Here is a 26,404-nt window from a genome sequence, read left to right on the forward strand (position 1 = left end):
CTATATGTATTCATTATCACCAGATCTCTCTTTTTTATCGCCAATAGACGTCAATGATTTATCGGATGAAAATACAGCAATAGAGATCAATAATCTCAGCTTGTATTATGATAAAACGTCCGCCTTATCGAATATTGAAATGCGTATACCTAAAGGGCAGGTAACTGCTTTTATTGGGCCGTCGGGTTGTGGTAAATCGACTTTATTGCGTTGCATTAATCGAATGAATGATTTGGTTGATAATTGCAAAATCAAAGGTTCAATAAAACTGTTTGGTGATGATATTTATCAACCAAACACAGACATACCTTCATTGCGTCGTCGTGTTGGAATGGTGTTTCAACGGCCAAATCCGTTTCCTAAATCAATATATGAGAACGTAGTTTACGGTTTACGTTTACAAGGGATTAAAGAAGCGCGAATATTAGATGAAGCAGTAGAAGATGCGCTGAAAGCAGCAGCGCTGTGGGATGAAGTAAAGCATCGCCTACATGAAAATGCATTTGGATTATCAGGTGGCCAGCAACAACGCTTAGTTATCGCTAGAGCGATTGCGATTGAACCAGAAGTACTTTTATTAGATGAACCGACATCAGCATTGGACCCTATTTCAACCTTAACCATTGAAGAACTTATCTACGAACTAAAAAGCAAATACACCGTAGTTATTGTTACTCACAATATGCAACAAGCTGCTCGAGTTAGTGACCACACCGCCTTTATTAATCAAGGTAAATTGGTTGAATACGGTAATGCGAATACTATTTTTACTTCTCCAGTGCATAAACAAACAGAAGATTACATTACAGGCCGTTATGGGTAATTAGCCTACAGTAGCCAACCAATAAGATAAGGATATACCATGCAACTTGGTCGACATATTTCAGGCCAATTTAACACCGAGCTTGAAGCCATTAGAACTCATGTATTAACTATGGGTGGAATGGTGGAACAGCAACTTACCTATGCATTAGAAGCATTGCATAATCACGATGCTGAATTAGCAAAGCGTGTCATGCATGAAGATCATAAAGTAAACGCCATGGAAGTTGCGATAGATGAAGCGTGCACGCGCATTATTGCAAAACGACAACCTACAGCGAGCGATTTACGTTTGGTAATGGCGATCATTAAAACAATCACTGATCTAGAACGTATCGGTGATGTTGCATCTCAAATCGCTAAAGTGTCATTAGAAAATTTCACAAGTAAACAGCATTCATTACTCGTTTCTCTTGAGTCATTAGGTCGTCAATCAGTAAAAATGATGCACACGGTATTAGATGCCTATGCTCGAATGGACGTAAAGGCCGCAACAGAAGCTTATAAGTTTGATGATAAAATAGATGCTGAATACGAAGCCGTTGTACGTCAATTAATGACTTATATGATGGAAGATCCAAGCTCAATTCCAAGTGTAATGAAGGTTATGTGGGCGGCTCGTGCTATTGAGCGTGTAGGAGATCGTTGCCAGAATATTTGTGAATATATTATCTATTTTGTCAAAGGAAAGGATGTACGTCATATCGGCGATCAAAATATTGATGATGTGATTAAATAAGTTGAGTGATACTTAACTCGAAATAAGCCTTTGACTTAAAAATAATAATCAAACAAATAAAATTTGAGCTATGCTGTATTTATCGCAACTAACGAGTATATTATGAGCTATTGCATTCATAATGCGATTGATAATACAAAAATAGATTCATTTAATAATCATAAATTATAGTAATAAAGGAATATATTATGAAGAAGATTTTAGTTGGTACTTGCGCGGCGTTATCTATGGTTTCATCGTTCGCTATGGCGGATAGTACTCCAGTGATGTTCTCATCTCTGAATGGTTTTAATGCACCAGCGGCAAGTGAAGTAAAAGGCGTTCGTTTAGCGGCTCTTCATGGTAAAACTGGCGATGTAACAGGTGTCGATTTTGCGCTTGGTATGTCTGAGAGTGATAACCTAACAGGTGTTAACTTCCCACTATTTATCGGTGCGAACAAAGTTAATGGCAACATGACTGGTGCATCTTTTGGTCTGTTTAACTGGCATATGGGTGATGATTTAGGTGCGAACCTAGGTTTTGTAAACATCACTAATAATGTTAAAGGTGCGAACCTATCAGCAGTTAACTATTCTGAAGGTTACACCATGGTTGATGTTGGCGTTGCAAACCTTTCAAACGATTCACACGTTCAAGTGGGTTTATTTAACATGACATCTGAAATTAAAGGTGTTCAAGTTGGTCTGATCAACTGTGCTGAAAATGGTTTCCTACCTTGTTTCCCAATCGTGAACTTTGCGATGTAATTTGGTTTCAAATTTAATTAAATAAAAATGGCGCTGCTTTATTATAAAGTAGCGCCATTTTTGTATCTGACCATTCTTGGTTTTCTTGTCATTTTATCAAAACTTATTAATGAGAAGGAAGATAGAGTGAATCATAAAAATAAAAAGCCCCTGCACCAAATTACTTATGTAGGGGAGAGAGTTACCAAAGGGTAATTATTTATCTTCTATCATTGATTTTATAGATATAAATAAAACGATCAGAGGAAGCGAAAGCATAATTAAAAAAGTCATAGTTTCTCCAAAGATTAAAATCGTAAGTTAAATCCAATTTCATAACTGTTTTCGGTTCTGGTTTTATCGCTAGGGCTTACTCTTGACTCACCAAAGGTATACTTCATATAAGGTTCTACCCATTTAGGCTTTAGGGTTAGTGTGACATCTTGGCTGTTGTAATAGCTTTTTGATCCAGTTAGTTCACGGTCATGAGTAAACGAATAACTAAAGTTACTCCATTGATTAATTGTGTAGCTAGCCCCAAGTGTATTTTTCCATTCTCTATCTGTGTCTAACCAATCAGAAAAAACAGATTCACGCCACTCGTGAGAAGTATTAGCGAAAACCATAATGTATTGAGTTAATGCTGTACCAGTAAATAGACCCGCATTATAAATATCAATGAAATCAGCTCGACCATAGCTAACAAATGCTTCGGTATAAAATTGACCAAGCATGACACCATAACCGGAACCTATTTCTAAATAACCCGTTGAATCAATGTCTGCAGTAAAACTGATTGCTTCCGTTGCTTGAAGATTGGCAGTAACGGTTCCTACCCATTCATCATTATTTTGAGAGAGTTGAACGCTTAAGTCTGGTTCATGATATTTCGCTGAAGCAGATAAAGAGGCAAAAAAAGATAACAATAAGAGTTTAAAGCGCATAATTAAGTACTCATCGTAAAAATAAAAAAGGAGTCACCAAAATAGCGACTCCTTTGCTTTATTTATCAAACTCTAGCTAATCTTATGAGCGTGTAGCTCTATCCTTGATAGCTTGCTTAATTTGCTGACGTTGCTCTTGAGATAGAGATCTTGCTTTATCTTTTAATTTGGTTTTTTGCTCTTCTGTTAGGTTAGGCTTTGCTGGAATCCAGTCATTGATAGCATCTGAAATAGTACCTTTAGCTGCGATTTTTAAATCTTCAATAGTTTCTCTTTCACCTGTAAGTAGGTAATAGCCTAGGGAGTTTCCTTGAAGATCCATTTCTATATTAACTATTTTTAACATAGTTAGTTTATTATCTTGAGACCATTCAACAGTCATATCTTTAGTTACACCCCAAGCTCTCTGTCTCATATCTTCATCAATAGCCCCTTTCCCTTCATTTGCGATGAAGGCAATAGCTAAGAATTTTTGTTCTTCTTCTGTAAGGAGTATCATTGCTTCTTTATATGCCTTCACAGTTTTAACTGAGACAGTTGTACTCTTATCTTCTTGACCTTGAATAATAATTCCTGCAGGAGTGTCAATTAAAGTAACCTCACTTTCACCGAGTGAGATGATTAGTTTGTTATCATCTTCAAATTGAAAATCAAAACCCAATCCAAATTCAGGATCTATTGCGGGTATAACTCCGTAATCAGGATCTATCGGGTGCTGAACATCGGTGACAATTAATCTTCCATTTACAATACTTAAGTTTACTTCTGCACCATGGTTACCATGAAAGATGATTGAATCACCTTCCTTTTGAATATAACCAACAGTGACGCCATTTACGTCTTTTACGTTATCGCCATCGGTTGTAAATGTTTGACCATTAATACGAATAAGAGTATCGGTTTCTTGACCTTTAATCATTGCAGCTTGATAAGTTCCCTCATCACCTTTGATTAGTGCTGCTTGAGCATTTTCACCTTCAAAATATTGAACATCAGCAATACCATCTTGTGGTGTTGGCCCGTTATTATCGCTTGAACCTGAAGACGAACAACCTGCTAGGAATGATGCAGCAACTAAAGATGCAATTAATTTAAGTTTCATATTGGTTTCTCTCTTAACGTAATGGTTGGCTTATTAGCCATAATTTTTGAAAGCATCAGTGCTTGTTGATGGCGTTCCTAGCCGATGAGAGAAGTATATGGAATGTACTAAAAAGCCTCTAATCCCTTAAAAGAATAGAGGCTTTAACGTTAAGTTATTAATGAGAGAGAAGAATGACCGTAATAACTACTGGTTATCAATGAGTAAGGATTGAAGAATTTTTTTTAACCACAACACGGTTGGGCTATTTCTATTTTTGTGGTGATAATAAGCACAAACCTTTGGGTTAATATCTTGATTATCAAATAGTATTTTAAGGCTTCGTAGCGGTCTATTATGTTCGATATCTAAGAATTTAGACGCAGGAAACATCATGTCAGAGTTATTAACGACATCAAGAACGGCTGATGGTAATTCAGATCTAAAACCAATTTTTGCTTCTAAACCTTTAATTTTTAATATTTTTTCAGCTAAAGATTGATGAGAATTCCAATCAACAGCGATAATGGTTGCAAGCTCGAAATGAAAACCATCTTTCACTTCAATACTATTTCCTTTATAAGGATGATCTTTTCTTACATAGCCAGTAAAACGATCTTGAGCAATTGGTTTTTGAATTAATTCTTTTGGTGCATGGCCTATTTCATAATTAAGGCCTAATTGAACTTCATCATTGATGATGTCGATCATTGTTGATTTAGACCAATTTAATAATTGCACTTGAACATTGGGAGCCTCAGCTCTGATTGCTTGAAATAACTTATTGGCAATGGCACTTAAAAGAAAAGGAGATAGCGCCAGTTTGATAACGCCTTCAAGTTTTTTAGGATCAAACTCATTACTTTCGTTTAATGTGGAAGAAAGTTCATCAAGTATTGGTGAGATGCTTTCAGCCAATTGATTTGCATATTCAGTCGCTCGAAGTCCATGATGGGTTTTTACAAATAACTCATCACCAAAATGATCTCGTAAACGCTGCAGAGCTTTACTGATAGCAGGCTGAGATACAAATAGGCGATCAGAGGCTTTTCGCATATTTCTTTCTTGATGAAGAACGATAAATGTTCTCAATAAGTTTAAATCTAATGTGGCGAATAGATCTTTTGCCATGGTGAATTATTTCCTTATAAAGTCTGAATTATTTAGTAACTCTTCACGCTTCCTTCACGATCTTCCCTCTATAGTACCCACATAACGAATTAAGACCAAGCTTAACCCCATGACTATAGGATTGTATTTATAATGAAAAAGTATCTATTTCTACTAATGGCAGCAACATCAACAACGGCATTTTCTGCACCATACGTAGGTTTAGAATATGGCGTAACAAACATGAATCACGATTACTCAACGACTTTTTCAGAGACTGCTGGAGATGTAACATTAACTCCTGATGATTCAAACTCTGCGTTTGGTGGCTTTGTTGGTTATCGTTTTAACGATTTTGGTTTAGAGTTAGGTTATAAGAAATTTGAGAGTGATGATTCTCGTAGTAAAACACTAAATTATAATCCACCAGTAGAAACTGAGCGCGAATGGAATGCTGATTTAGATGCGACTCAATTTACATTTAAACCAGTGTATTTTTATAATTTTAATGAGAAATTACAATTAAAAACCGGTCTAGGTTTAACGTATACCCAATATAAATACGACTCATCAGCATATACAGAAACAGAAAATGATTTAACAGATCAAGAGTCAATTTCTGATCATGAACACGGAGCATCTAAATCAGAAAGTGTATTTGGTGCTATCGCAAGCGTAGGTGTTGAGTACATGGTGATGCCAAGCTTAGCTTTAGGTGCATCAGCAAGCTATCAAGTAGATAGTATTGCTAATTCAACGTCGTTCATGTTGAGTTCAGCTTACTACTTTTAATATGTAGTTATAGAAGTTAATCATATTTGGAAATAATAAAATGAAAAAAATTGTATTAGTAAGTGCATTAGTATTGGCGTCAACAGGTGCGTTCGCAGCTCAAAACACTCAAGTAGCTAAAGGCGGATTTTCTGGCCCAAGCGCAGTGACTGTAAATACTGTTCAAATAGCTCAAGAAGCAAAAGATGATACTCCAGTAACACTAACAGGTTATATTGTTGCTTCATTAGGTGATGAAGAGTATCAATTTAAAGATGCAACAGGTGAGATGATTGTTGAGATTGATCACCGTGATTGGAATGGTATTGAAGCAACACCTGAAACAAAATTAGTGATTCAAGGTGAAGTAGATAAAGAGTGGAAACACACTGCAATTGACGTAAATACTGTGCAGTTAGCAAAATAACTTTTCTACAGACCCAAAAATAGAAAAGGCCAGAAGATAATCTCTGGCCTTTTTATTAGCATTTTTAAATTTATTTAATATTTTGTCTTACCGCATCGATTTTTTTAGCGTCAGTCACTGGGACAATAAAATCATCCAAATCTCCAGTTCCCATTTTAACGCCATCTAATACTAACTTCATTTTACTTGGACGAGTTGATTTTCCGGATAAGTGGATCTCAGTGATACCCGTCTTTTCAATTATCTCTTTCGCATTTTCAGCGGTGACACCAGCACCTGCTAATATTTCAAAGCGTCCATTAGCTAGTTTTACCATTTCAGATAGAACATCAATACCATCATAAGCATTTGCTGCTAGACCAGAGGTAAGTATGCGCTCACAACCTAGCTCTGCAATGTTTTCAATTGCTTTTTTATAATTAGAACATTGGTCAACAGCGCGATGAAAAGTCACACCCAAATCATTGTCATTGGCTATTTTCATTAAGCGAGTAGACAGCGGCATATCAATATCGCCATTAGCTTTTAATACGCCAAAAACTACCCCTTGTAAGCCGGCTAATTTTGCTGCATGAATATCCTCAATCATTGCCGAGATATCGTCGTTGTCATATAGAAAATCTCCTTGGCGAGGACGGATCATCGCATAAACAGGAATAGAGGAGATAGCTGCTGCTTTTTTCATGAAACCAAAGCTGGGAGTAAGCCCACCCAATGCAAGAGAGGAGCATAGTTCAATGCGATCTGCGCCACCATTAATAGCATTATGCAGTGATTCTAAGTTATCGATACAGACTTCAATTTTAATAGACATGATGGGTAAACAAAAATAATTGATAATAGAACAGTTTACGGGATATTTGATTTTGGATGTGTGAAGAGAGCGTCAGAATTACGAGCTAGAATAAAGAAAAAAGCCCTGAAGAAAACTTCAGGGCTTTTAGTATTAGGCAAACTTTCTGATTTTAGGCTACTGCGTTTATACGCTTTTAATATTCTAGCCACATGCACCGTTGAGCGTAGGTGCATTCGAGTACTTTGATGTAAAGTACTCTATGTCAGCAATTACTTGCTTAGGTCGTCAGCGTGTTCAGATAGGAATGCTGCAACACCTTGTGGAGATGCGTCCATACCTGCTTTGCCTTCTTCCCATTGTGCTGGACAAACTTCACCATTCTTCTCGTGGAAGTTTAGTGCGTCAACCATACGTAGCATTTCGTCGATGTTACGACCTAGTGGAAGATCGTTAACCACTTGGTGACGTACAAGGCCGTCAGAATCGATTAGGAAAGAACCACGGAAAGCAACACCAGCTTCTGGATGCTCAACGTCGTATGCTTTACAGATTTCGTGCTTAACGTCAGCAACTAGAGGGTATTTAACTGGACCAATACCGCCATCTTCGATAGCCGTGTTACGCCATGCGTTGTGAGAGAATTGTGAATCGATAGAGATACCGATTACTTCCGCGCCTTTAGCTTGGAAATCAGCTAGACGGTTGTCAAAAGCGATTAGCTCTGAAGGACAAACGAAAGTGAAGTCTAGTGGGTAGAAAAATACTACCGCAGTCTTACCTTTAGTGAATTCTTTGAAGTTGAAGCTATCAACGATCTCGCCGTTACCTAGAACAGCTGCAGCAGTAAAGTCTGGTGCTTGACGACCTACTAGTACCATTTTTGAATCTCCTAAAAATTAGATTTTCCAAACTTCATGTTTGGCTTTATGTTTCAACAGGACAAACTATAGTACAAAAGGTATGATTGAAAAAAGCGAATTAAATAGATGGATGTAATCGAGAAAAGCGATGACTAAATGGCCTTCATTAAAACAGTTACACTATTTTATTACCTTACATGAAACTCGCCATTTTGGTGAAGCAGCAGAAAAGTGCTTTGTGAGCCAATCAACATTAAGTAAAGGAATACAAAACCTTGAAGAGCTGATTGGTTGTCCATTGTATGAGCGTGATAAAAAAACATTAATATTTACCCCTATTGGGGAAAGGGTGGTGGCTCAAGGGAGAGAACTTTTAGCAAAAGGACAAGATTTAATAGAACTTGGGTCTTTGTGTCAGGGTGACACAATGCAAGGACAGCTTCGTGTTGGATGCATTCCTACGATAGCCCCTTTTTTATTATGTGATTTAGTACAAGAGGTAAATAAGAGTTACCCGCAGTTAACCTTATTATTAAGGGAAGATACAACAACGAACCTTTTAGCTGCACTAAGACAAGGGCAGTTAGATGTATTAATCCTTGCCTTGCCGGTTGATATAGCAGGAATGGACAGTTTAGTGGTTGGCTCTGATCCATTTAAAATGGTGATCAGTAAAGATCAAGTGAACTCAATTTCGACGCCTATTCGTTATGATGAGTTGCCTGATGAATTTGTTTTCTTATTAGAGAAAGAGCACTGTTTAACAGAACACGCGGTTTCTGCTTGTAAGTTAACGAGTAAAGAGAAAATAAACCCCTTTACAGCAACGAGCCTACACACACTCGTCCAAATGGTCGCGAATGGCTTGGGAACTACGTTTATTCCTCAAATGGCAATAAAGCATGGTTTGTTAGATAACCAAAACTTGGTTGTAGTTGAGCCGCCAGGTCAAGAAGCATCAAGAGATATAGGTTTAGTTTGGAGACCAAGTTCATCTCGCTTACAAGCTTTTCATCAGCTAGCGGATGTCGTAAAAGGCATATTATAGTTTTATGATCACATTTTAAGGCGCTTATTTATTTTTATAGATAGGCGCTTTCTACTTTTGAATAATAGGGTAATTAGTGACCACCTTCTCACTTCTTTATATTTATTTTAAAACAGATCTGACCAGTTAGTCCCCTTTCTTCTTGTTGTATATCGTCACTTTCTTATAGTCACTGGTTTAATTAAACGAACCTTTCTCTTTTTTTAATTCTATCCCCCTGTTTTCTTTGTGAAATTAAAACTGTGAATTTTACATGTTCAATTTTACAAGTTTAATTTGTGTAATTTTACTACGTTTTTATCAGATCATTTGCCTGTCAATTTGTTATCGAAATGTAAAAAATAAATTTTGACAATTATCTTTATAGAGCATTTACTCATAACTCGAGTTGCTTAGTTTTACGGACATATTATTGAAAATTCAAGGCAATGTTAGCCTTTAGTAGGGGTTGTAATTGATACGCTCTTTCGAGAATGTAATAGACGTAAGCAACAAGAACGACAAATAGGATGAAACATGAATACTAAATCGTAGTGTTTTAGTTACAAATGTAATTTTGCCGGAGGCGCAAACCATGACTGATACCATGACAACCACAGAAAAAAAAATATCCATTGTTGGCGCTGAGTTGCCACAAGTAAAAGAAGTGTTAAGCGCTGGGGCTGTCCGTTTTTTAACTCATGTGGTTGAAAAGTTTGCCCACCGAATTCCTGAGCTTTTAGACACACGCCAAGTGCGCCAACGAAAAATAGATGCAGGTCAATTGCCCGATTTTTTATCTGAGACTCGGTCTATTCGTGAATCAGAATGGAGCATTCAAGGGATTCCTGCCGATCTTCAAGACAGACGAGTAGAGATCACTGGACCGACTGATAGAAAAATGGTGATTAATGCTTTGAATGCCAATGTAAAAGTATTCATGGCAGATTTTGAAGATTCATTAGCTCCCTCATGGGAGGCGGTACTTGATGGACAGATTAATCTGAGAGATGCAATGAACGGCACTATTCAATACACCAATCCTCAAACTCAAAAGGTATATCAATTAAAACAAGATCCAGCGGTACTGATTTGCCGTGTCCGTGGTCTACACCTTCCTGAAAAACATGTGTTGTTTAATGGTGTTCCTATTCCTGGAGCTTTATTTGATTTTGCCCTTTATTTTTATCACAACTACCAAACGTCATTAAAGAAAGGCAGTGGACCTTATTTTTACCTACCAAAATTACAAGCCTACCAAGAAGCGGCGTGGTGGAGTGACGTATTCAGTTTTGCTGAGCGAGAATTTGGATTGAAACAAGGGACGATTAAAGCGACCGTTCTTATTGAAACCTTGCCAGCTGTATTTGAAATGGATGAAATTCTGTACAGCTTAAAAGAACACATTGTGGGACTGAATTGTGGTCGATGGGATTACATTTTTAGCTACATTAAAACACTTAAAAATCATCCTGACCGAGTTTTGCCAGATCGCCAAGTGGTGACGATGGAAAAACCGTTTCTAAATTCTTATTCACGTCTATTGATCAGAACATGTCACAGAAGAGGAGCATTTGCGATGGGAGGAATGGCCGCCTTTATTCCATCAAAAGATCCGGTAAAAAATGATTGGGTACTAAATAAAATTCAAACGGATAAATCATTAGAAGCGAATAATGGACATGATGGAACTTGGGTTGCTCACCCTGGTTTAGCTGACACAGCAAGAGCTGAATTTGATCACGTGTTAGGCGAGCGAACCAATCAGCTAGATATCAGTCGAGAAAATGATAACCCTATTACCGCCGAAGAATTATTAGCCCCTTGTGAAGGTGAAAGAACCGAAGAGGGAATGCGTCATAACATTCGTGTCGCGGTTCAATATATTGAAGCGTGGATCACCGGTAATGGGTGTGTCCCGATTTATGGATTAATGGAAGACGCCGCTACGGCAGAAATATCAAGAACGTCTATTTGGCAATGGATACAACATGGGAAAACATTAGATAACGGAGAAACAGTTACAGCCGATCTATTTAGAACCATGTTACTGGAAGAGATGAAAGTAATAGAAGAGGAGTTGGGAACTGAACGTTTTGATTCGGGCCAATTTACTCAAGCTGCAAAACTGATGGAGAAACTGACCACCAGCGATCAACTTACGGACTTTTTAACACTATCTGGCTATGAATATTTATAAGAGAGGGAACTATTATGACTACATTTAAACCGCAAACTCGCCAACAACAAATTGATGCACTAAAAAAAGATTGGGCTGATAACCCTCGTTGGAATGGAGTAACTCGTCCATACACAGCGGAAGAGGTAATTAACCTTCGTGGCTCTTTTGCACCAGAAAATACCATTGCTCAAAAAGGGGCTGATAGATTATGGTCGTTGGTGAATGGGTCATCTAAAAAAGGATACGTAAACTGTCTTGGTGCCTTAACTGGTGGGCAAGCCGTTCAGCAAGCAAAAGCGGGAATTGAAGCAATTTACCTTTCAGGCTGGCAGGTCGCTGCGGATAATAATACCGCATCAACCATGTACCCTGATCAATCATTGTATCCGGTAGATTCAGTGCCTTCAGTGGTTAAGCGTATTAATAATTCTTTCCGACGTGCAGATCAAATTCAATGGTCAACAGGAACACCCCCTGAAGAGGGCATTGATTATTTTCTGCCGATTGTGGCTGATGCAGAAGCGGGTTTTGGTGGCGTACTTAATGGTTATGAATTAATGCGTAACATGATTGAATCAGGTGCTGCAGGCGTTCACTTTGAAGATCAGTTAGCATCAGTGAAAAAATGTGGTCATATGGGTGGCAAAGTATTAGTACCAACTCAAGAAGCAGTACAAAAACTGGTTGCTGCGCGATTAGCTGCTGATGTAGCAGGAACAACAACACTCGTTATCGCAAGAACCGATGCCAATGCTGCGGATTTATTAACATCAGATTGTGATCCGTATGACCAAGAATTTATTGAAGGCGAGCGTACAGCTGAAGGTTTCTACAAAGTAACCGCAGGTATTGACCAAGCCATCTCTCGTGGTCTGGCGTATTCACCTTATGCTGATTTAGTATGGTGTGAAACGGCAACACCGTGTTTGGAAGAAGCTCGAAAGTTTGCGGAAGCGATTCATGCAGAATATCCAGACCAACTACTGGCGTATAACTGTTCGCCATCGTTTAACTGGGAGAAAAACCTCGATTCAGAAACGATTGCGAAGTTCCAACAAGAATTGGCTGATATGGGCTATAAATACCAATTTATTACTCTAGCTGGCATTCATAGTATGTGGTTTAACATGTTTGAACTTGCTCATTCTTATGCTCAAGGTGAAGGGATGCGTCATTATGTAGAAATGGTTCAACGTAAAGAGTTTGAATCGGCATCTAAAGGGTATACGTTCGTTGCGCATCAACAAGAAGTGGGCACAGGTTACTTTGATATTATGACTAATACCATTCAAGGTGGAAAATCGTCAGTAACCGCATTAACAGGGTCAACGGAAGAAGAGCAATTTAAAACTAATGCGTAGTGGTCTTACGTTAATTGAATAAATTCACATAATAATAAATAGGCAACTATCACGTTTAGGGAGAATGGAATCTCCCTTTCTTTTTTATTCGCATTGAACGTTACCGTTTATTCATCCACTTCCATAGGATCGACCTCTTCTTGCAATTCCAATAAGTTAATTGCGATCGTCACAAAGTCTGAATCAGTAATAATTCCCACCAATTTGCCATGGTGAACAACTGGCAAGCATCCCATTTTATGTTTTTGCATAAATAATGCGGCTGATTTCAATCCACCATATGGAGAAACACTCATGATGTTTTCATGCATTATATTATTGAGTGGAATATCTAAAGCGGATATTTCTTCCAGCGTCGGTTTTTCTAAACATGATGCTTGAGCGGATAATAAATCACGTTGTGTCACTAATCCAATCAATGCGTGTTCAGTATCTACAATAGGTATATGTCGAATACCGTGCTCGTCCATTAATGCTTTGGCATCTTCTAATGAATGTGAACGAAGCAGGGTGTGAGGGTGAGTGGTCATCATATCATTAACGGTAAACATAGCGTGCTCCTGCCATTTGAATATCCTAAATTAAATATAGAATGAGAATGAATAAAAAAGTGCGAACTAGCTAGAGGTTTGAAGAGATAAAAATATTGATGATACTTTCTCTGTTTGAAGTCAAATTCATTAATTTAAGTACGAATTTTTTTCAAAATTTGAGAGGTATATGGCTTCACCTCTTGCTATTGCTCTGAGCGTGAATATACTACTCTGTCTGCCATTTTTGATGAAGAAGTAAACCATGCAAGTATCCGATTTCCACTTTGAATTACCCGATGAACTTATTGCGCGTTACCCTCAACCTGAGCGTACGGCAAGTCGCCTATTACGATTAAATGGTAATAGCGGCGAATTAGTTGATGGTCAGTTTACTGATGTGCTTGATTTAGTGCAGAGCGGTGATCTTGTTGTTTTTAATAATACTCGTGTTATTCCTGCGCGTATGTTCGGTGTAAAAGCATCTGGTGGAAAACTGGAAGTTTTGGTTGAGCGTGTGCTTGATGAACATTCTGTATTAGCTCACGTTCGTTGTTCTAAATCGCCAAAACCAGGAAATCAATTGTGGTTAGGTGAGAATCAAGAATACGAAGCGGAGATGGTTGCTCGTCATGACACCTTGTTTGAAATTCGTTTCACTTCAGAAAAGAAAGTACTAGATATTTTGGATGAGATTGGTCACATGCCATTACCTCCTTATATCGATCGTCCTGATGAAGATGCAGATAAAGAGCGCTACCAAACGGTTTATAATGAAAAACCGGGTGCTGTTGCTGCTCCAACCGCTGGGTTACACTTTGATACAGACATTTTAGAAAAAATGAAAGCAAAAGGCGTAGAATTTGCTTACGTTACTCTTCATGTCGGTGCTGGTACATTCCAACCTGTTCGTGTTGATAATATTTTAGAACACCACATGCATTCTGAATACGCTGAAGTATCTCAAGAAGTCGTTGATGCGGTTAACGCAACAAAGGCGCGTGGTGGTCGTGTTATTTCTGTCGGCACAACGTCAGTGCGTTCTTTAGAAAGCGCTGCTCAACATGCGTTAAAACAAGGCACAGAGTTAGCCCCATTTTTTGATGATACAGAAATATTTATTTACCCAGGGTATGAATTCCAAGTTGTTGACGCATTAGTGACAAACTTCCATTTACCGGAGTCTACACTTATCATGCTTGTCAGTGCTTTTGCTGGCTATGAAAATACGATGAAAGCGTATGAGCAAGCGGTGAATAATCAATACCGTTTCTTTAGTTACGGTGATGCGATGTTTATTACAAAAAAAACAGCGTAACAAAGGTAAGCTAACGTACCATATAAATTCAAATTTCACTCACGGAACCAGTGAAATAGGAAAACTGGATGTTTTCAACTAGGTTGACAAAAGAACGATTGTTAACCTAGCGGTGCATCATTAAACCTATTTAGTGAATGCAAATTAAATACATTGTCAGATTGTTTCTCTGGCTTATTGGAGGTTTCGTGAAGTACGAACTACTCAAAAAACAAGGCCGCGCTCGTCGTGGTCAACTGCAATTCGACCGTGGTACGGTTGAAACTCCAGCATTTATGCCAGTAGGTACTTACGGTACTGTTAAAGGCATGACTCCAGAAGAAGTTAAAGATACTGGTGCTGAGATCTTACTAGGCAACACGTTCCATTTATGGTTACGTCCTGGTCAAGAAATCATGAAATTGCACGGTGATTTACATGACTTTATGAACTGGAAAGGTCCAATCCTAACCGATTCAGGCGGTTTCCAAGTATTCAGCCTTGGTAAAACACGTAAGATCACTGAAGAAGGCGTACATTTCCGTAGCCCGGTAAACGGTGATAAGATCTTTATGGATGCAGAGAAATCAATGCAAATCCAGTACGATCTTGGTTCTGACGTAGTTATGATTTTTGATGAATGTACGCCATATCCTGCAACGCATGATGAAGCACGCATTTCAATGGAACGTTCGATTCGTTGGGCTGACCGTAGTCGCAATGAATTTGATCGCCAAGAAAACCCGAATGCACTATTTGGTATCGTTCAAGGTGGTGTATACGAAGACTTACGTGATGTGTCTGTTGAAGCGCTAACGAAAATTGGTTTTGATGGTTATGCTGTTGGTGGCCTAGCAGTAGGTGAACCAAAAGAAGACATGCACCGCATTTTAGAGCATACATGTCCACAATTACCAGAAGATAAGCCACGATACCTAATGGGTGTTGGTAAACCAGAAGACTTGGTTGAAGGCGTTCGTCGCGGTATTGATATGTTTGATTGTGTTATGCCAACGCGAAATGCACGTAATGGTCACCTATTTGTAACTGGCGGTGTGATCAAGATCCGTAATGCGAAACATAAAATCGATACAACACCACTAGATCCTGAATGTGATTGTTATACTTGTCAGAATTACAGCAAGTCTTACTTACATCATTTAGATCGCTGTAATGAAATTTTAGGTGCACGTTTAAATACGATTCATAACTTACGTTATTACCAACGTATTATGGCGAGCATCCGTAAGGCTCTGGAAGAAGAACGTTTTGAGCAGTTCGTGGAAGAATTCTACGCACGTCGCGATCGTGAAGTTCCACCATTAAAAGACCTTTAAAAACAGAGTTATCACCCATATATCTAAAGGGATATGTGTATGGTCACATTTTAGAAACCGGAAATTAGAAACTAGATTAACGAGGACGTTATTAAATGAATTTTTTCTCTCAAGCTCATGCAGCTGGTGAAGCAGGGGCACAAGGCGGTGGCATGCAAATGTTTATCATGCTGGGTATGTTTGCTGTTATCTTTTACTTTATGATTTATCGCCCACAAGCGAAACGTCAAAAAGAGCACAAAAACCTAATGTCTTCTATGGGTAAGGGTGATGAAGTCCTTACTGCAGGCGGTTTAGTGGGTAAAATCACTAAGGCATCTGAAGAAAATGATTACATCGTAATTGAGCTAAACGCGAATAACGAAGTGACTATTAAAAAGGATTTTGTTTCAGCAGTTCTGCCAAAGGGCACGCTGAAATCATTATAAAAACTGTACCCTCTAACTTCGGTTAGGGGGTATTTTTCATTAAGGACATCGCTGTGCTAAACCGTTTCCCTTTATGGAAGTATTTGATGGTAGTCTCAGTACTACTGATTGCCGCGTTATACGCACTTCCAAACCTTTATGGTGAAGATCCAGCCGTTCAAATCACGGGTAGCCGTGGTACTGAGGTTCAAACCTCTACGCTGGATGTTGTCGCTGAAAATTTAAAAAACAACGACATTGCTTATAAGTCTATTGCATTCGAAAATGGCAGTGTACTTGTTCGCTTTAATGATACTGATTCTCAAATCAGTGCTCGAGATATTATCAATCAATCACTAGGTAAAGATTACGTAGTGGCACTAAACCTTGCAGCATTAACTCCTGATTGGCTAACTTCTATTGGTGCTGCTCCAATGAAGTTAGGTCTTGATCTTCGTGGCGGAGTGCACTTCTTAATGGAAGTGGATATGGATGCCGCAATGAGCAAACTCATTGGGCAACAACAAGAATCTTTCCGTACCGATTTACGTGAAGCAAAAATTCGTTATCGTGCGATTCGTGAATCAGGCAAAGATGCAGTTGAAGTTATTTTACGTGATGAAGATCAGTTAGCAGAAGCTAAAAAAATGCTGTCTGATACTCATCGTGATATGACGTTTGTTGATTCAGAAGTAAATGGTCAATTTAAGCTAGTTGCTAAGTTTACAGATCAACGTTTACAAGAGATCCGTAACTACGCAGTTGAGCAAAATATTACGATTATTCGTAACCGTGTTAACGAACTTGGTGTTGCTGAACCATTAGTTCAACGTCAAGGCGCTAGTCGTATTGTGGTTGAATTACCAGGTGTTCAAGATACCGCTCGTGCAAAAGAAATTTTAGGTGCAACAGCAACGCTTGAATTCCGTGAAGTCGATGATAAAGCGGATTTATCAGCAGCAGCTAGTGGCCGAGCACCTGCGGGCAGCGAAATTAAAGAAGATCGCGATGGTCGTCCTGTTGTTCTGAAAAAACGTATTATTCTGGGTGGAGCAAGCATTACTGATGCAAGCTCAAGCGCTGATGAATATGGTCGACCACAAGTCAACATCTCACTGGATAGTGAAGGTGGTAGTAAGATGACTGCATTTTCTCGTAAAAATATCGGCAAGCTAATGGCTACCGTATTTACAGAGTATAAAGACAGCGGTCGTCGCACACCTGAAGGTCGCGTTATTCTTGCTAAAACAGAAGAAGTGATTAACCAAGCAACCATTCAATCTGCATTGGGTCGTAGTTTCCGAATTACGGGTATCGACTCTCAGGCTGAAGCTCATAACCTTGCGTTACTACTTCGTGCTGGTGCTCTAATTGCACCTATCTCGATTGTTGAAGAGCGTACGATTGGTCCATCTATGGGTCAACAGAACATCGACATGGGTATTCAAGCATGTATCTGGGGTATGGTAGCTGTAATGCTATTCACTCTTGTTTATTACCGTGGTTTTGGTTTAGTCGCTAACTTGGCTCTTGCTGCTAACTTGGTGTTAATTATTGGCGTTATGTCAATGATCCCAGGCGCAACAATGACCTTACCTGGTATTGCAGGTATTGTCTTAACCGTTGGTATGGCCGTCGATGCAAACGTCCTTATTTTTGAACGTATTCGTGAAGAATTAAGAGACGGGCGTAATCCACAACAAGCAATCCATCAAGGTTATGCGAATGCATTTAGTACTATTGCCGATGCAAACATTACAACATTAATTACAGCAATTATTTTGTTTGCTGTTGGTACTGGTGCAATTAAAGGCTTCGCGGTAACGCTGTCTATTGGTATTTTGACTTCAATGTTTACGGCTATTGTCGGTACTCGTTGTATTATTAACTTAGTTTACGGCGGCAAGCGCGTAGACAAATTGTCGATCTAAGGGAATATTTGTCATGTTTCAAATAATGAAAGCAGAGAAAACGATCGACTTTATGCGTTGGTCTAAGCCTGCCTTTCTTTTCTCCATGCTGATGATTGTAGCCTCGCTTGCTACGCTATCAACAAAGTGGTTGAATTGGGGGTTAGATTTTACCGGTGGTACGCTAATTGAAGTGGGTTTTGAGCAGCCAGCTCAATTACAAGATATTCGTGGTGCATTAGAAGCAAAAGGCTTTGGAGATGCAACAGTACAAAACTTCGGTACTGCACGTGATGTTATTGTTCGTCTTCAACCTCGTGAAGGGATTAAAGGGGAAGAGTTAGGTAATCAAATCATTAGTGCAATTAAGGAAGGCACGGGTGATCAAGTTGAGATGCGTCGTATTGAGTTTGTTGGCCCTAATGTGGGTGATGAATTAACAGAGGCGGGTGGTTTAGCTATTCTGGTGTCTTTGTTATGTATCTTGGCTTACGTTTCTATTCGTTTCCAATGGCGTTTAGCTGCGGGTGCGGTATTAGCATTGGCCCATGATATTATCATTACGCTCGGTATCTTTTCATTCTTACAAATTGAAGTTGATTTAACGATTATCGCGGCACTACTAACGGTAGTGGGGTACTCCTTGAATGATACTATCGTTGTGTTTGACCGGATCCGTGAAAACTTCTTGAAGATGCGTAAAGGTGCTTCTGAAGAGATAATGAATGATTCAATTACCCAAACGTTGAGCCGAACATTGATTACATCAGCAACGACTTTGTTTGTGGTTATCGCATTGTTTGTTCAAGGCGGAGCAATGATTCATGGTTTTGCTTTAGCACTACTATTGGGTATTACTGTTGGTACGTATTCTTCTATCTACGTAGCTTCTGCATTGGCTCTTAAATTAGGTATTACACGTGAACACCTAATGCCAACACCTATCGATAAAGAAGGTGAGGAAGAATTTGAAGAAATGCCTTAATCGGTAATTTTAATATTCTGCTCATAAAAAATGGACCGTAATGGGTCCATTTTTTTATAGTTAAAAGTAGTATTTAAAGCTTATCTAAATCTCGTTCTATCTCTTCAATTTTACTCGCCACAACTTTTTCTAAATGGCGTAGATCGTTGAGTATTTTCTTTTTCACATCGGCAGGTGTTTCTTTTTCTGGACGTGTAATTTTATTTAACTCATCAATAATAAGAGTTAGGTTACGATTAATTTCGGTTGTTTCTTTATAACGGTGAGTACCACTATCGACTAAGACATTTTTTACTTGGCGTGGGTATTTAAACTTGACGCTTTTAGCAAATAATTCCCCTTTTTGCTTACCAAAGTAAATTTTTAATACATCTTTGTGGGCTTCTTGACGTAAAGAGTAACGTTCTATTTTTCCTGGTTCTGAAATTCCAAGGCTAACTAAGTGTGGGTACATGGTTTACTCCATTGTTATTATCTTGTTGTTTCAATCTTCATCTAAGATAAAGAGGATGACAAATAGCGTTAAACAAACTTGTGGTGTAGATCTGCTAAGTTTAAATATAGTTGTTTAAACCGCTTAATTTATTAAATTATCTACATTTTCAATGAGCGCTGCTTTTAGCTCGTCTTGTTTATCTTCATCAAGTCTTCCTCCTACGTCAGAGGTTAGAATGAAAAGATCTTCTGCACGTTCACCAATAGTGGTGATCTTTGCTGCGTGAAGATTTACACCTAAACGTGCAAAAGTTGCCCCGACGGTTGCTAGTAAACCTGGAGTATCTAATGCTACGAATTCCATCAAAGTGCGTTTCCCCGTTTTTGTTGGAAGAAATTCCATGCGAGTCTTAACGGTAAAATGCTGTAATTGACGTGGTGGACGACGAGTTTTAATGTGCGTTTCTTGAGTTTCGAGCTCCACTGCATACAGTTGATCGATTAAACGTTGCTGTCTATCTTCATCAATAGGGTCGTCATTTTGGTCAAGAACCATAAAGGTATCAACGGCATAGCCATCTTTGCTCGACATTATTTGTGCGTCATAGATAGTAATGCTTCGTCTATCAAGCTCTGCTGCAACAGTAGCAAAAAGATGCGCCTGGTCTTTGCTGTAAATGAAAATTTCAGTGCCACCGCGCGTTGCATTTTTACTGATAAGTATTAATGATTCTTCTTTATTTTTGTGCTGAAGAAGATTACTTGCATGCCATGTAATTTGCTGATGTGTGTGACGTAAAAAATAATCAGCTTTAAATCGACGCCATAAGTCTTCAACTTGCCATTGAGTAAAACCCTCGGCACGTAATTGAGCTGAAGCCATATGTTGATTGTGTCGAATACGATCACGCATATCTGGTGGATTTTCTAAACCACGGCGTAATGCTCGCTGAGTCGCATTATATAAATCCGCGATCAGTGAACGTTTCCAACTGTTCCATAGGTCTGGGTTTGTTGCACTAATATCAGCAACAGTAAGACATACTAAATAGTCTAAACGTTCTTCATCTCTAACTTGTTTTGCAAATTCAGTAATAACATCAGGGTCATAAATATCACGGCGTTGAGCGGTGACAGACATTAATAAATGGCTTTTAACTAACCAAGATACAAGGTTTGCTTCTGGTTTTGATAATCCATGATGGATACAAAATTCATAAGCATCAATAGCGCCGAGTTCTGAATGGTCACCACCGCGGCCTTTCGCTATATCATGGAAAATAGCCGCAATAATCAATAGCTCTTTTTTGTTTATTTTTGGGTACACTTCGCAACATATTGGGTGTTTTTGTCGATTTTCAGGGTTTGAAAATGTATTAATATGATTTAATAAACGCATACTGTGTTCATCAACGGTGTAGGCATGAAAAAGGTCAAACTGCATTTGGCCTACAATTTGACTCCATTGCGGCAAGTATGCAGAAAGTACACCTAATCGATGCATAACACTGAATGCTTTATGAAGTGCATTAGGGTGCTGGGTTAGGCGAATAAACTTATCTCTAGCTTCTGGAATTTCACATAAAAAGCGATTAAGCCTGCGGCGTGCGGTACGCAATTGGCGCATTGTCGGTGGGGCAACCCCTTCAATGGTTGAGTCATTTGCTATAAGTAAAAACATATCAAGGATGGTATCAGGACGAGCTTGAAATAATGCCGGTTTTCTTGCTTCAATTAAACGGCCGCGACGCTGAAAATCCTCATTAATAATAATGGCTTTTTCTTGTTCACCTTGATGGATAATGGCTTCGTCAAAAATCTTTAATAACATGCTATTAAGTTCGGCAACGCGGCGCAGTGTGCGATAAAATTCTTTCATCATACGTTCAACGCCACGATTTCCCTCACCAATAAAGCCTAAGCGTTCAGCCACTTGTGGTTGATGCCCAAAAGTAAGGCGATTGTCATAACGTTTAAGTTCAATATGTAAGGCAAAGCGAACGCGCCATAGGAATTCTTGGCATTCAAGCAATTCTCGATATTCAGCGTCCGTTAAAAAGCCAGCTTGGCTCATTTCTAAAAGAGAAGTTGCACCAAAATGACGTCGAGCAATCCAGCTTAATGTGTGGATATCTCGTAACCCTCCAGGGCTGGATTTTATGTCTGGTTCTAGGTTGTAAGTCGTATCATGATAGCGGCTATGACGCTTCTTCTGTTCATCAATTTTAGCTTGATAAAAAGCGTCACTAGGCCAGAAACTGTCAGAGTGAATACTGAGTTTTAGTTTATGAGCAAACTCTTTATCACCACAAATATAACGGGATTCTTGAAGGTTCGTTGCAACCGTTAGGTCACTTTTCCCTATTTCTATGCATTCATTTAAAGAGCGAACGCTATGGCCAACCTCTAATTTCAAATCCCAAAGTAAGGTGACAAATGCACTGACTTTTTGGCAAAAGGAATCACTCGGACTATCATTACTTAAAATTAATATATCGATATCAGATAAAGGATGAAGCTCACTACGACCATAGCCACCAACGGCAATTAATGTTGTTTTTGATAACTTTTCAAATTCAAAAAAACGCCACAACCGCGACAGTAGTTGATCAAAATAGAAAGATCGTTCAAAAACCAAATCAGAAACAGGCACGTTTTGCTGGAAAGATGTAATTTGGTGTTGAGATAAGAATGCGAGCTGTTGTTTTAATTCAGCAATTGTTAATTGTTGGTCGGATAAGGCAAGAGGAGATGTATAATTCATAGCAATCCCTGCTGATAAAAAAACAGAAGACCGAAGCCTTCTGTTTATTTCATTATTATTTGTTATTCATGTGTCTAGGAATACTTTCTTCAGCTCGAAGTGTTAGTACTTCACACCCTGTTTCAGTGACTAAAATAGTGTGCTCCCATTGAGCGGTATTTTTGCCGTCACCTGTATAAACTGTCCAACCATCATTGTCATCTTGTAGACAACCAAATTTACCTAAGTTAATCATTGGTTCGATAGTGAATGTCATACCGGCTTTTAGTACAGTACGATCATTATTCTTATAATGAACGACTTGTGGTTCTTCATGGAATTTAGAACCTATACCATGACCGCAGTAATCACGAACGATAGAGCATTTTGGTGTAGTGCCCTTGATGTACTTTTGAATAGCAGTACCAATTTCACCCAGTTTTACACCAGGTTTTACTTTTCGCATGCCTACATACAGACTTTCTTGTGCAATTAAGCATAAGCGTTTATCTGTTGAGCTAACGTCACCAATTAAAAACATCTTAGATGTATCGCCGTGGTAACCATCTTTGATTACTGTAATGTCGATATTAAGAATATCACCGTCTTTTAGTACTGCTGGTTTAGTAAAACCATTGTATTGCTCATCTTGTGTTGCCGGAATGCCGTGGCACACAATGTGATTGATTGAGGTACAAATAGATTTAGGAAAACCATGGTAGTTCAGTGGCGCAGGAATAGCACCTTGTACTTCAGTAATATGCTTGTGGCAAATTTGGTCAAGTTCTTCAGTTGTTACCCCAGCTTTTACGAAGGGTTCAATCATTTCAAGTACTTCTGCGGCTAATTGGCCGGCAACGCGCATTTTTTCAATTTCTGCAGCGCTTTTAATATTTACTGACATGGGCTTTTCTCTATCTAGAAATAAATCGTTCTGGTTAAACGATAATTGTTCTTAGTTTACCTAGGCTGTGTTTATCTTTCAATATGAAGAAGAATGAAAAATAATTCTTGTTTAAAAGGAATTCAGAATGATTTTTTTGAAAATAGTAGATTTTAACGGCGTTTTTATGGTATAAAGCGCGCCGGATTGGTTAACTATTGTTTGATGCAATGGTATGCCAAATCCAACATACTTTTATCTTAAATCACACACATATCGTCACGCAGTCTGGGGTGCTCAATTTTTTGATTATTTTAATCAATTGGTTAGGGTCGGATTATTAGCGGGATATGTGGAGGCCTAACCCCACTAACAGAGGAATTCTCAAATGGCAACTGTATCAATGCGCGATATGCTTAAAGCTGGTGTTCACTTCGGTCACCAAACTCGTTACTGGAACCCAAAAATGAAGCCATTCATCTTTGGTGCTCGTAATAAAGTTCATATCATCAACTTAGAAAAAACGGTACCAATGTTCAACGAAGCTTTAGCAGAACTTGCTAAAATCGGTAGCAAAAAAGGTAAAGTTCTTTTCGTTGGTACTAAGCGCGCTGCATCTGAAGCTGTTAAAGAAGCTGCAATCAACAGTGACCAGTACTACGTGAACAACCGTTGGTTAGGCGGCATGCTTACTAACTTTAAAACTGTTCGCCAGTCTATCAAGCGTTTAAAAGAATACGAAGTGCAAGCTCAAGACGGTACTTTCGAGCAAATCACTAAGAAAGAAGCGCTAATGCGTACGCGTAGCATGGAAAAACTAGAGAAATCTCTAGGCGGTATCAAAAACATGAACGGTCTTCCTGACGCGTTATTTGTTATCGATGCTGATCACGAGCACATTGCAGTTAAAGAAGCAAACAACCTAGGTATCCCAGTATTTGCTGTTGTTGATACTAACTCAAACCCAGATGGCGTTGACTACATTATCCCAGGTAACGATGACGCAATCCGCGCAATCCAACTTTACCTGAACGCTGCTGCTGATTCTGTAAAGTCTGGTCGTAACCAAGACGTTGCAGCTGCTGTAGCTGAAAAAGACGGTTTCGTAGAAGCTGAGTAATTTTCGACTCGTCGAATTATTATTTGCTCCTAGTGAGTCTTTTAGTTTCGTAGTAAACTAAAAATAGTTAGCAGGGGCCCAATTTGGCCCCTGATTTTTAACTTTTAAACCTATTTATATTGAGGAATTGAGAATGGCAACTGTAACTGCTGCTCTAGTTAAAGAACTTCGTGAACGTACTGCTGCTGGTATGATGGAATGTAAGAAAGCACTTGTTGAAGCTGAAGGCGACATCGAGTTAGCAATCGAAAACATGCGTAAATCTGGCGCAGCAAAAGCGGCTAAAAAAGCAGGCAACATCGCTGCTGAAGGCACAATCATCATTAAAGAAGAAGCTGGCGTAGCCGTTCTTCTTGAAGTTAACTGCCAAACTGATTTCGTAGCTAAAGATGGCGGCTTCCTAGCGTTCGCTAACGAAGTTGCAGAAGTAGCTTTAGCAGAACGTCTAAACGACATTACTGCTCTTCAAGCTAAATTTGAAGATGCTCGTATCGCTCTAGTTACTAAAATTGGCGAAAACATCAGCATCCGTCGCGTTCAACTAGTTGAAGGCGTTGCATTGGCTTCTTACCGTCACGGCGAGAAAATCGGTGTTGTTGTTGCTGGTGAAGGTGCTGCTGAAACGCTTAAGCACATCGCTATGCACGTTGCTGCTTCTAAGCCTGAATACGTTAACCCATCTGACGTACCTGCTGAAGTAGTAGAAAAAGAAAAAGCTGTTCAAGTTGAAATCGCTATGAACGAAGGCAAACCTCAAGAAATCGCTGAGAAAATGGTTATTGGCCGTATGAAGAAATTCACGGGCGAAGTTTCTCTAACAGGTCAAGCTTTCATCATGGAACCTAAGAAAACTGTTGCTGAAGTTCTTAAAGAGAACGGCGCATCAGTAACTAACTTCGTACGTTTAGAAGTTGGTGAAGGTATCGAGAAAGCTGTTGAAATGAGCTTTGCTGATGAAGTAGCAGCGGTACAAAAAGGTTAATCCTTACGTATTGTTGATAAAAAAGACCGTGGCTTTGCTGCGGTCTTTTTGTGAAAGCGAACTAAAATCGATTAAAAATGATATGAGATAATAGTTGTAACCACTTATTATTAATTTATGTAAATAAGATTAATGTTAAATGGCTACAGTTATTTCGACAACTCTTAGTGAAAAGGTAAGAACCATGACGACGAACCCGAAACCAGTATATCAGCGTATTCTATTGAAACTTAGTGGTGAAGCACTTCAAGGCGAAGAGGGTTTTGGTATTGACCCTGCAACACTTGAGCGTATGGCTCAAGAGATAAAAGAATTGATTGAACTTGGTGTTCAAGTAGGTGTTGTTATCGGTGGCGGTAATCTTTTCCGTGGTGCAGGTCTTGCTGAAGCCGGTATGAACCGTGTTGTAGGTGACCACATGGGTATGCTAGCAACGGTAATGAATGGCCTTGCTATGCGTGATGCGCTTCACCGTGCTTATGTAAATGCACGTGTAATGTCTGCTATCCCTCTAAAAGGCGTGTGTGATGATTACAATTGGGCTGACGCTATTGCTCAATTGCGTCAAGGTCGCGTAGTGATCTTTTCTGCGGGAACGGGTAACCCATTCTTTACTACCGATTCTGCTGCATGTTTACGTGGTATTGAAATTGAAGCTGACATCGTTTTAAAAGCGACAAAAGTAGATGGTGTGTTTACCGCTGATCCAGTATCTAACCCTGATGCAGAATTATATGATAAACTGGATTACAACACTGTTCTTGAAAAAGAATTAAAAGTTATGGACTTAGCTGCATTTACTCTTGCTCGTGACCACAAAATGCCAATTCGTGTATTCAATATGAATAAGCCGGGTGCATTACGTCGCGTAGTAATGGGTGAAGCTGAAGGTACTTTAATCAGCAGCGCTGAATAAGTAGTCCTGAA

General features: G+C 39.0%; 25 protein-coding genes. 16 read left to right on the plus strand and 9 right to left on the minus strand.

Annotated features, from left to right (window positions below):
• Positions 1 to 4: 4 nt before the first annotated feature.
• The 3 genes from pstB to A6E03_RS03680 all read left to right on the plus strand — a co-directional run bounded on the left by pstB (position 5) and on the right by A6E03_RS03680 (position 2,310).
• Positions 5 to 823, plus strand: a complete 819-nt coding sequence (gene pstB / locus A6E03_RS03670) for a phosphate ABC transporter ATP-binding protein PstB (RefSeq protein WP_065600194.1) — start codon at positions 5 to 7, stop codon at positions 821 to 823.
• Between the two features lie 39 nt (positions 824 to 862).
• A complete protein-coding gene (phoU, locus tag A6E03_RS03675; protein WP_065593929.1) occupies positions 863 to 1,561 on the plus strand; it encodes a phosphate signaling complex protein PhoU in 699 nt (232 codons plus the stop codon).
• 188 nt (positions 1,562 to 1,749) lie between these two features.
• Positions 1,750 to 2,310 carry a VC2662 family protein gene (locus tag A6E03_RS03680; protein WP_065600195.1) on the plus strand — a complete coding sequence of 187 codons (561 nt, stop codon included), beginning with the start codon at positions 1,750 to 1,752 and terminating at the stop codon, positions 2,308 to 2,310.
• Positions 2,311 to 2,597: 287 nt separating this feature from the next.
• On the opposite strand, the gene A6E03_RS03685 is transcribed toward A6E03_RS03680, so the two are convergent.
• The 3 genes from A6E03_RS03685 to A6E03_RS03695 form a co-directional block, all read right to left on the minus strand.
• Positions 2,598 to 3,233, minus strand: a complete 636-nt coding sequence (locus A6E03_RS03685; RefSeq protein ID WP_065600196.1) for a hypothetical protein — start codon at positions 3,231 to 3,233, stop codon at positions 2,598 to 2,600.
• A gap of 82 nt (positions 3,234 to 3,315) precedes the next feature.
• Entirely contained in the window at positions 3,316 to 4,335 is a 1,020-nt protein-coding gene (locus A6E03_RS20420) for a hypothetical protein (RefSeq protein ID WP_065593926.1), read from the minus strand.
• Between the two features lie 186 nt (positions 4,336 to 4,521).
• A complete protein-coding gene (locus A6E03_RS03695) occupies positions 4,522 to 5,445 on the minus strand; it encodes a LysR family transcriptional regulator (RefSeq protein WP_065593925.1) in 924 nt (307 codons plus the stop codon).
• Between the two features lie 132 nt (positions 5,446 to 5,577).
• On the opposite strand from A6E03_RS03695, the gene A6E03_RS03700 reads away from it, so the two are divergent.
• Together A6E03_RS03700 and A6E03_RS03705 are read left to right on the plus strand one after the other, a co-directional pair.
• The gene (locus tag A6E03_RS03700; RefSeq protein ID WP_065600197.1) at positions 5,578 to 6,216 is read left to right on the plus strand and encodes an AcfA family outer membrane beta-barrel protein; all 639 of its coding nucleotides are present in this window, start codon (positions 5,578 to 5,580) and stop codon (positions 6,214 to 6,216) included.
• Between the two features lie 40 nt (positions 6,217 to 6,256).
• Complete coding sequence (locus A6E03_RS03705) at positions 6,257 to 6,622, plus strand: YgiW/YdeI family stress tolerance OB fold protein (protein ID WP_065593923.1); 366 nt, start codon at positions 6,257 to 6,259, stop codon at positions 6,620 to 6,622.
• 70 nt (positions 6,623 to 6,692) lie between these two features.
• On the opposite strand, the gene A6E03_RS03710 is transcribed toward A6E03_RS03705, so the two are convergent.
• Positions 6,693 to 7,436, minus strand: coding sequence for a copper homeostasis protein CutC (locus tag A6E03_RS03710; protein WP_065593922.1), 744 nt, complete (start codon positions 7,434 to 7,436; stop codon positions 6,693 to 6,695).
• Positions 7,437 to 7,687: 251 nt separating this feature from the next.
• On the minus strand, positions 7,688 to 8,296 hold the full coding sequence (locus tag A6E03_RS03715) for a peroxiredoxin C (protein WP_065593921.1): 609 nt from the start codon (positions 8,294 to 8,296) through the stop codon (positions 7,688 to 7,690).
• Positions 8,297 to 8,426: 130 nt separating this feature from the next.
• Between A6E03_RS03715 and A6E03_RS03720 the strand changes: the two genes are divergently transcribed.
• From A6E03_RS03720 to aceA, 3 genes are all read left to right on the plus strand, one after another.
• On the plus strand, positions 8,427 to 9,326 hold the full coding sequence (locus A6E03_RS03720; protein ID WP_065593920.1) for a hydrogen peroxide-inducible genes activator: 900 nt from the start codon (positions 8,427 to 8,429) through the stop codon (positions 9,324 to 9,326).
• A gap of 574 nt (positions 9,327 to 9,900) precedes the next feature.
• The gene (gene aceB / locus A6E03_RS03725; protein ID WP_065593919.1) at positions 9,901 to 11,505 is read left to right on the plus strand and encodes a malate synthase A; all 1,605 of its coding nucleotides are present in this window, start codon (positions 9,901 to 9,903) and stop codon (positions 11,503 to 11,505) included.
• A gap of 14 nt (positions 11,506 to 11,519) precedes the next feature.
• Positions 11,520 to 12,848, plus strand: a complete 1,329-nt coding sequence (gene aceA / locus A6E03_RS03730) for an isocitrate lyase (protein ID WP_065593918.1) — start codon at positions 11,520 to 11,522, stop codon at positions 12,846 to 12,848.
• Between the two features lie 107 nt (positions 12,849 to 12,955).
• On the opposite strand, the gene A6E03_RS03735 is transcribed toward aceA, so the two are convergent.
• Positions 12,956 to 13,399, minus strand: coding sequence for a CBS domain-containing protein (locus A6E03_RS03735; RefSeq protein WP_065593917.1), 444 nt, complete (start codon positions 13,397 to 13,399; stop codon positions 12,956 to 12,958).
• A 244-nt stretch (positions 13,400 to 13,643) separates the two neighbouring features.
• Here A6E03_RS03735 and queA point away from each other — a divergent pair, with 244 nt between their 5' ends.
• The 5 genes from queA to secF all read left to right on the plus strand — a co-directional run bounded on the left by queA (position 13,644) and on the right by secF (position 19,314).
• The gene (queA, locus tag A6E03_RS03740) at positions 13,644 to 14,696 is read left to right on the plus strand and encodes a tRNA preQ1(34) S-adenosylmethionine ribosyltransferase-isomerase QueA (protein ID WP_065593916.1); all 1,053 of its coding nucleotides are present in this window, start codon (positions 13,644 to 13,646) and stop codon (positions 14,694 to 14,696) included.
• 188 nt (positions 14,697 to 14,884) lie between these two features.
• A complete protein-coding gene (gene tgt / locus A6E03_RS03745; RefSeq protein WP_065593915.1) occupies positions 14,885 to 16,012 on the plus strand; it encodes a tRNA guanosine(34) transglycosylase Tgt in 1,128 nt (375 codons plus the stop codon).
• A 95-nt stretch (positions 16,013 to 16,107) separates the two neighbouring features.
• Positions 16,108 to 16,440, plus strand: a complete 333-nt coding sequence (gene yajC / locus A6E03_RS03750) for a preprotein translocase subunit YajC (protein WP_060991670.1) — start codon at positions 16,108 to 16,110, stop codon at positions 16,438 to 16,440.
• Positions 16,441 to 16,493: 53 nt separating this feature from the next.
• The gene (gene secD / locus A6E03_RS03755) at positions 16,494 to 18,350 is read left to right on the plus strand and encodes a protein translocase subunit SecD (protein WP_083190363.1); all 1,857 of its coding nucleotides are present in this window, start codon (positions 16,494 to 16,496) and stop codon (positions 18,348 to 18,350) included.
• Between the two features lie 13 nt (positions 18,351 to 18,363).
• Positions 18,364 to 19,314: a protein translocase subunit SecF gene (secF, locus tag A6E03_RS03760; RefSeq protein WP_065593913.1), complete on the plus strand. Its 951-nt coding sequence runs from the start codon at positions 18,364 to 18,366 to the stop codon at positions 19,312 to 19,314.
• Between the two features lie 73 nt (positions 19,315 to 19,387).
• Here the strand turns inward: secF and A6E03_RS03765 are convergent, their stop codons facing one another.
• The 3 genes from A6E03_RS03765 to map all read right to left on the minus strand — a co-directional run bounded on the left by A6E03_RS03765 (position 19,388) and on the right by map (position 23,396).
• Complete coding sequence (locus tag A6E03_RS03765; RefSeq protein WP_065600198.1) at positions 19,388 to 19,768, minus strand: DUF3461 family protein; 381 nt, start codon at positions 19,766 to 19,768, stop codon at positions 19,388 to 19,390.
• Between the two features lie 123 nt (positions 19,769 to 19,891).
• Positions 19,892 to 22,513, minus strand: coding sequence for a bifunctional uridylyltransferase/uridylyl-removing protein GlnD (gene glnD, locus A6E03_RS03770; RefSeq protein WP_065600199.1), 2,622 nt, complete (start codon positions 22,511 to 22,513; stop codon positions 19,892 to 19,894).
• A 55-nt stretch (positions 22,514 to 22,568) separates the two neighbouring features.
• Positions 22,569 to 23,396 (minus strand): type I methionyl aminopeptidase, encoded by an 828-nt coding sequence (gene map, locus A6E03_RS03775; RefSeq protein ID WP_065600200.1) that lies wholly within the window; start codon positions 23,394 to 23,396, stop codon positions 22,569 to 22,571.
• A gap of 367 nt (positions 23,397 to 23,763) precedes the next feature.
• Between map and rpsB the strand changes: the two genes are divergently transcribed.
• From rpsB to pyrH, 3 genes are all read left to right on the plus strand, one after another.
• Positions 23,764 to 24,495 (plus strand): 30S ribosomal protein S2, encoded by a 732-nt coding sequence (gene rpsB, locus A6E03_RS03780; protein ID WP_065593909.1) that lies wholly within the window; start codon positions 23,764 to 23,766, stop codon positions 24,493 to 24,495.
• Between the two features lie 133 nt (positions 24,496 to 24,628).
• Positions 24,629 to 25,477: a translation elongation factor Ts gene (gene tsf, locus A6E03_RS03785; RefSeq protein ID WP_065593908.1), complete on the plus strand. Its 849-nt coding sequence runs from the start codon at positions 24,629 to 24,631 to the stop codon at positions 25,475 to 25,477.
• A 184-nt stretch (positions 25,478 to 25,661) separates the two neighbouring features.
• Positions 25,662 to 26,393: a UMP kinase gene (gene pyrH / locus A6E03_RS03790; RefSeq protein WP_065593907.1), complete on the plus strand. Its 732-nt coding sequence runs from the start codon at positions 25,662 to 25,664 to the stop codon at positions 26,391 to 26,393.
• Positions 26,394 to 26,404 lie beyond the last annotated feature (11 nt).

It is taken from the genome of Aliivibrio sp. 1S128 (genome assembly GCF_001691065.1).
Classification (GTDB): Bacteria; Pseudomonadota; Gammaproteobacteria; order Enterobacterales; family Vibrionaceae; genus Aliivibrio.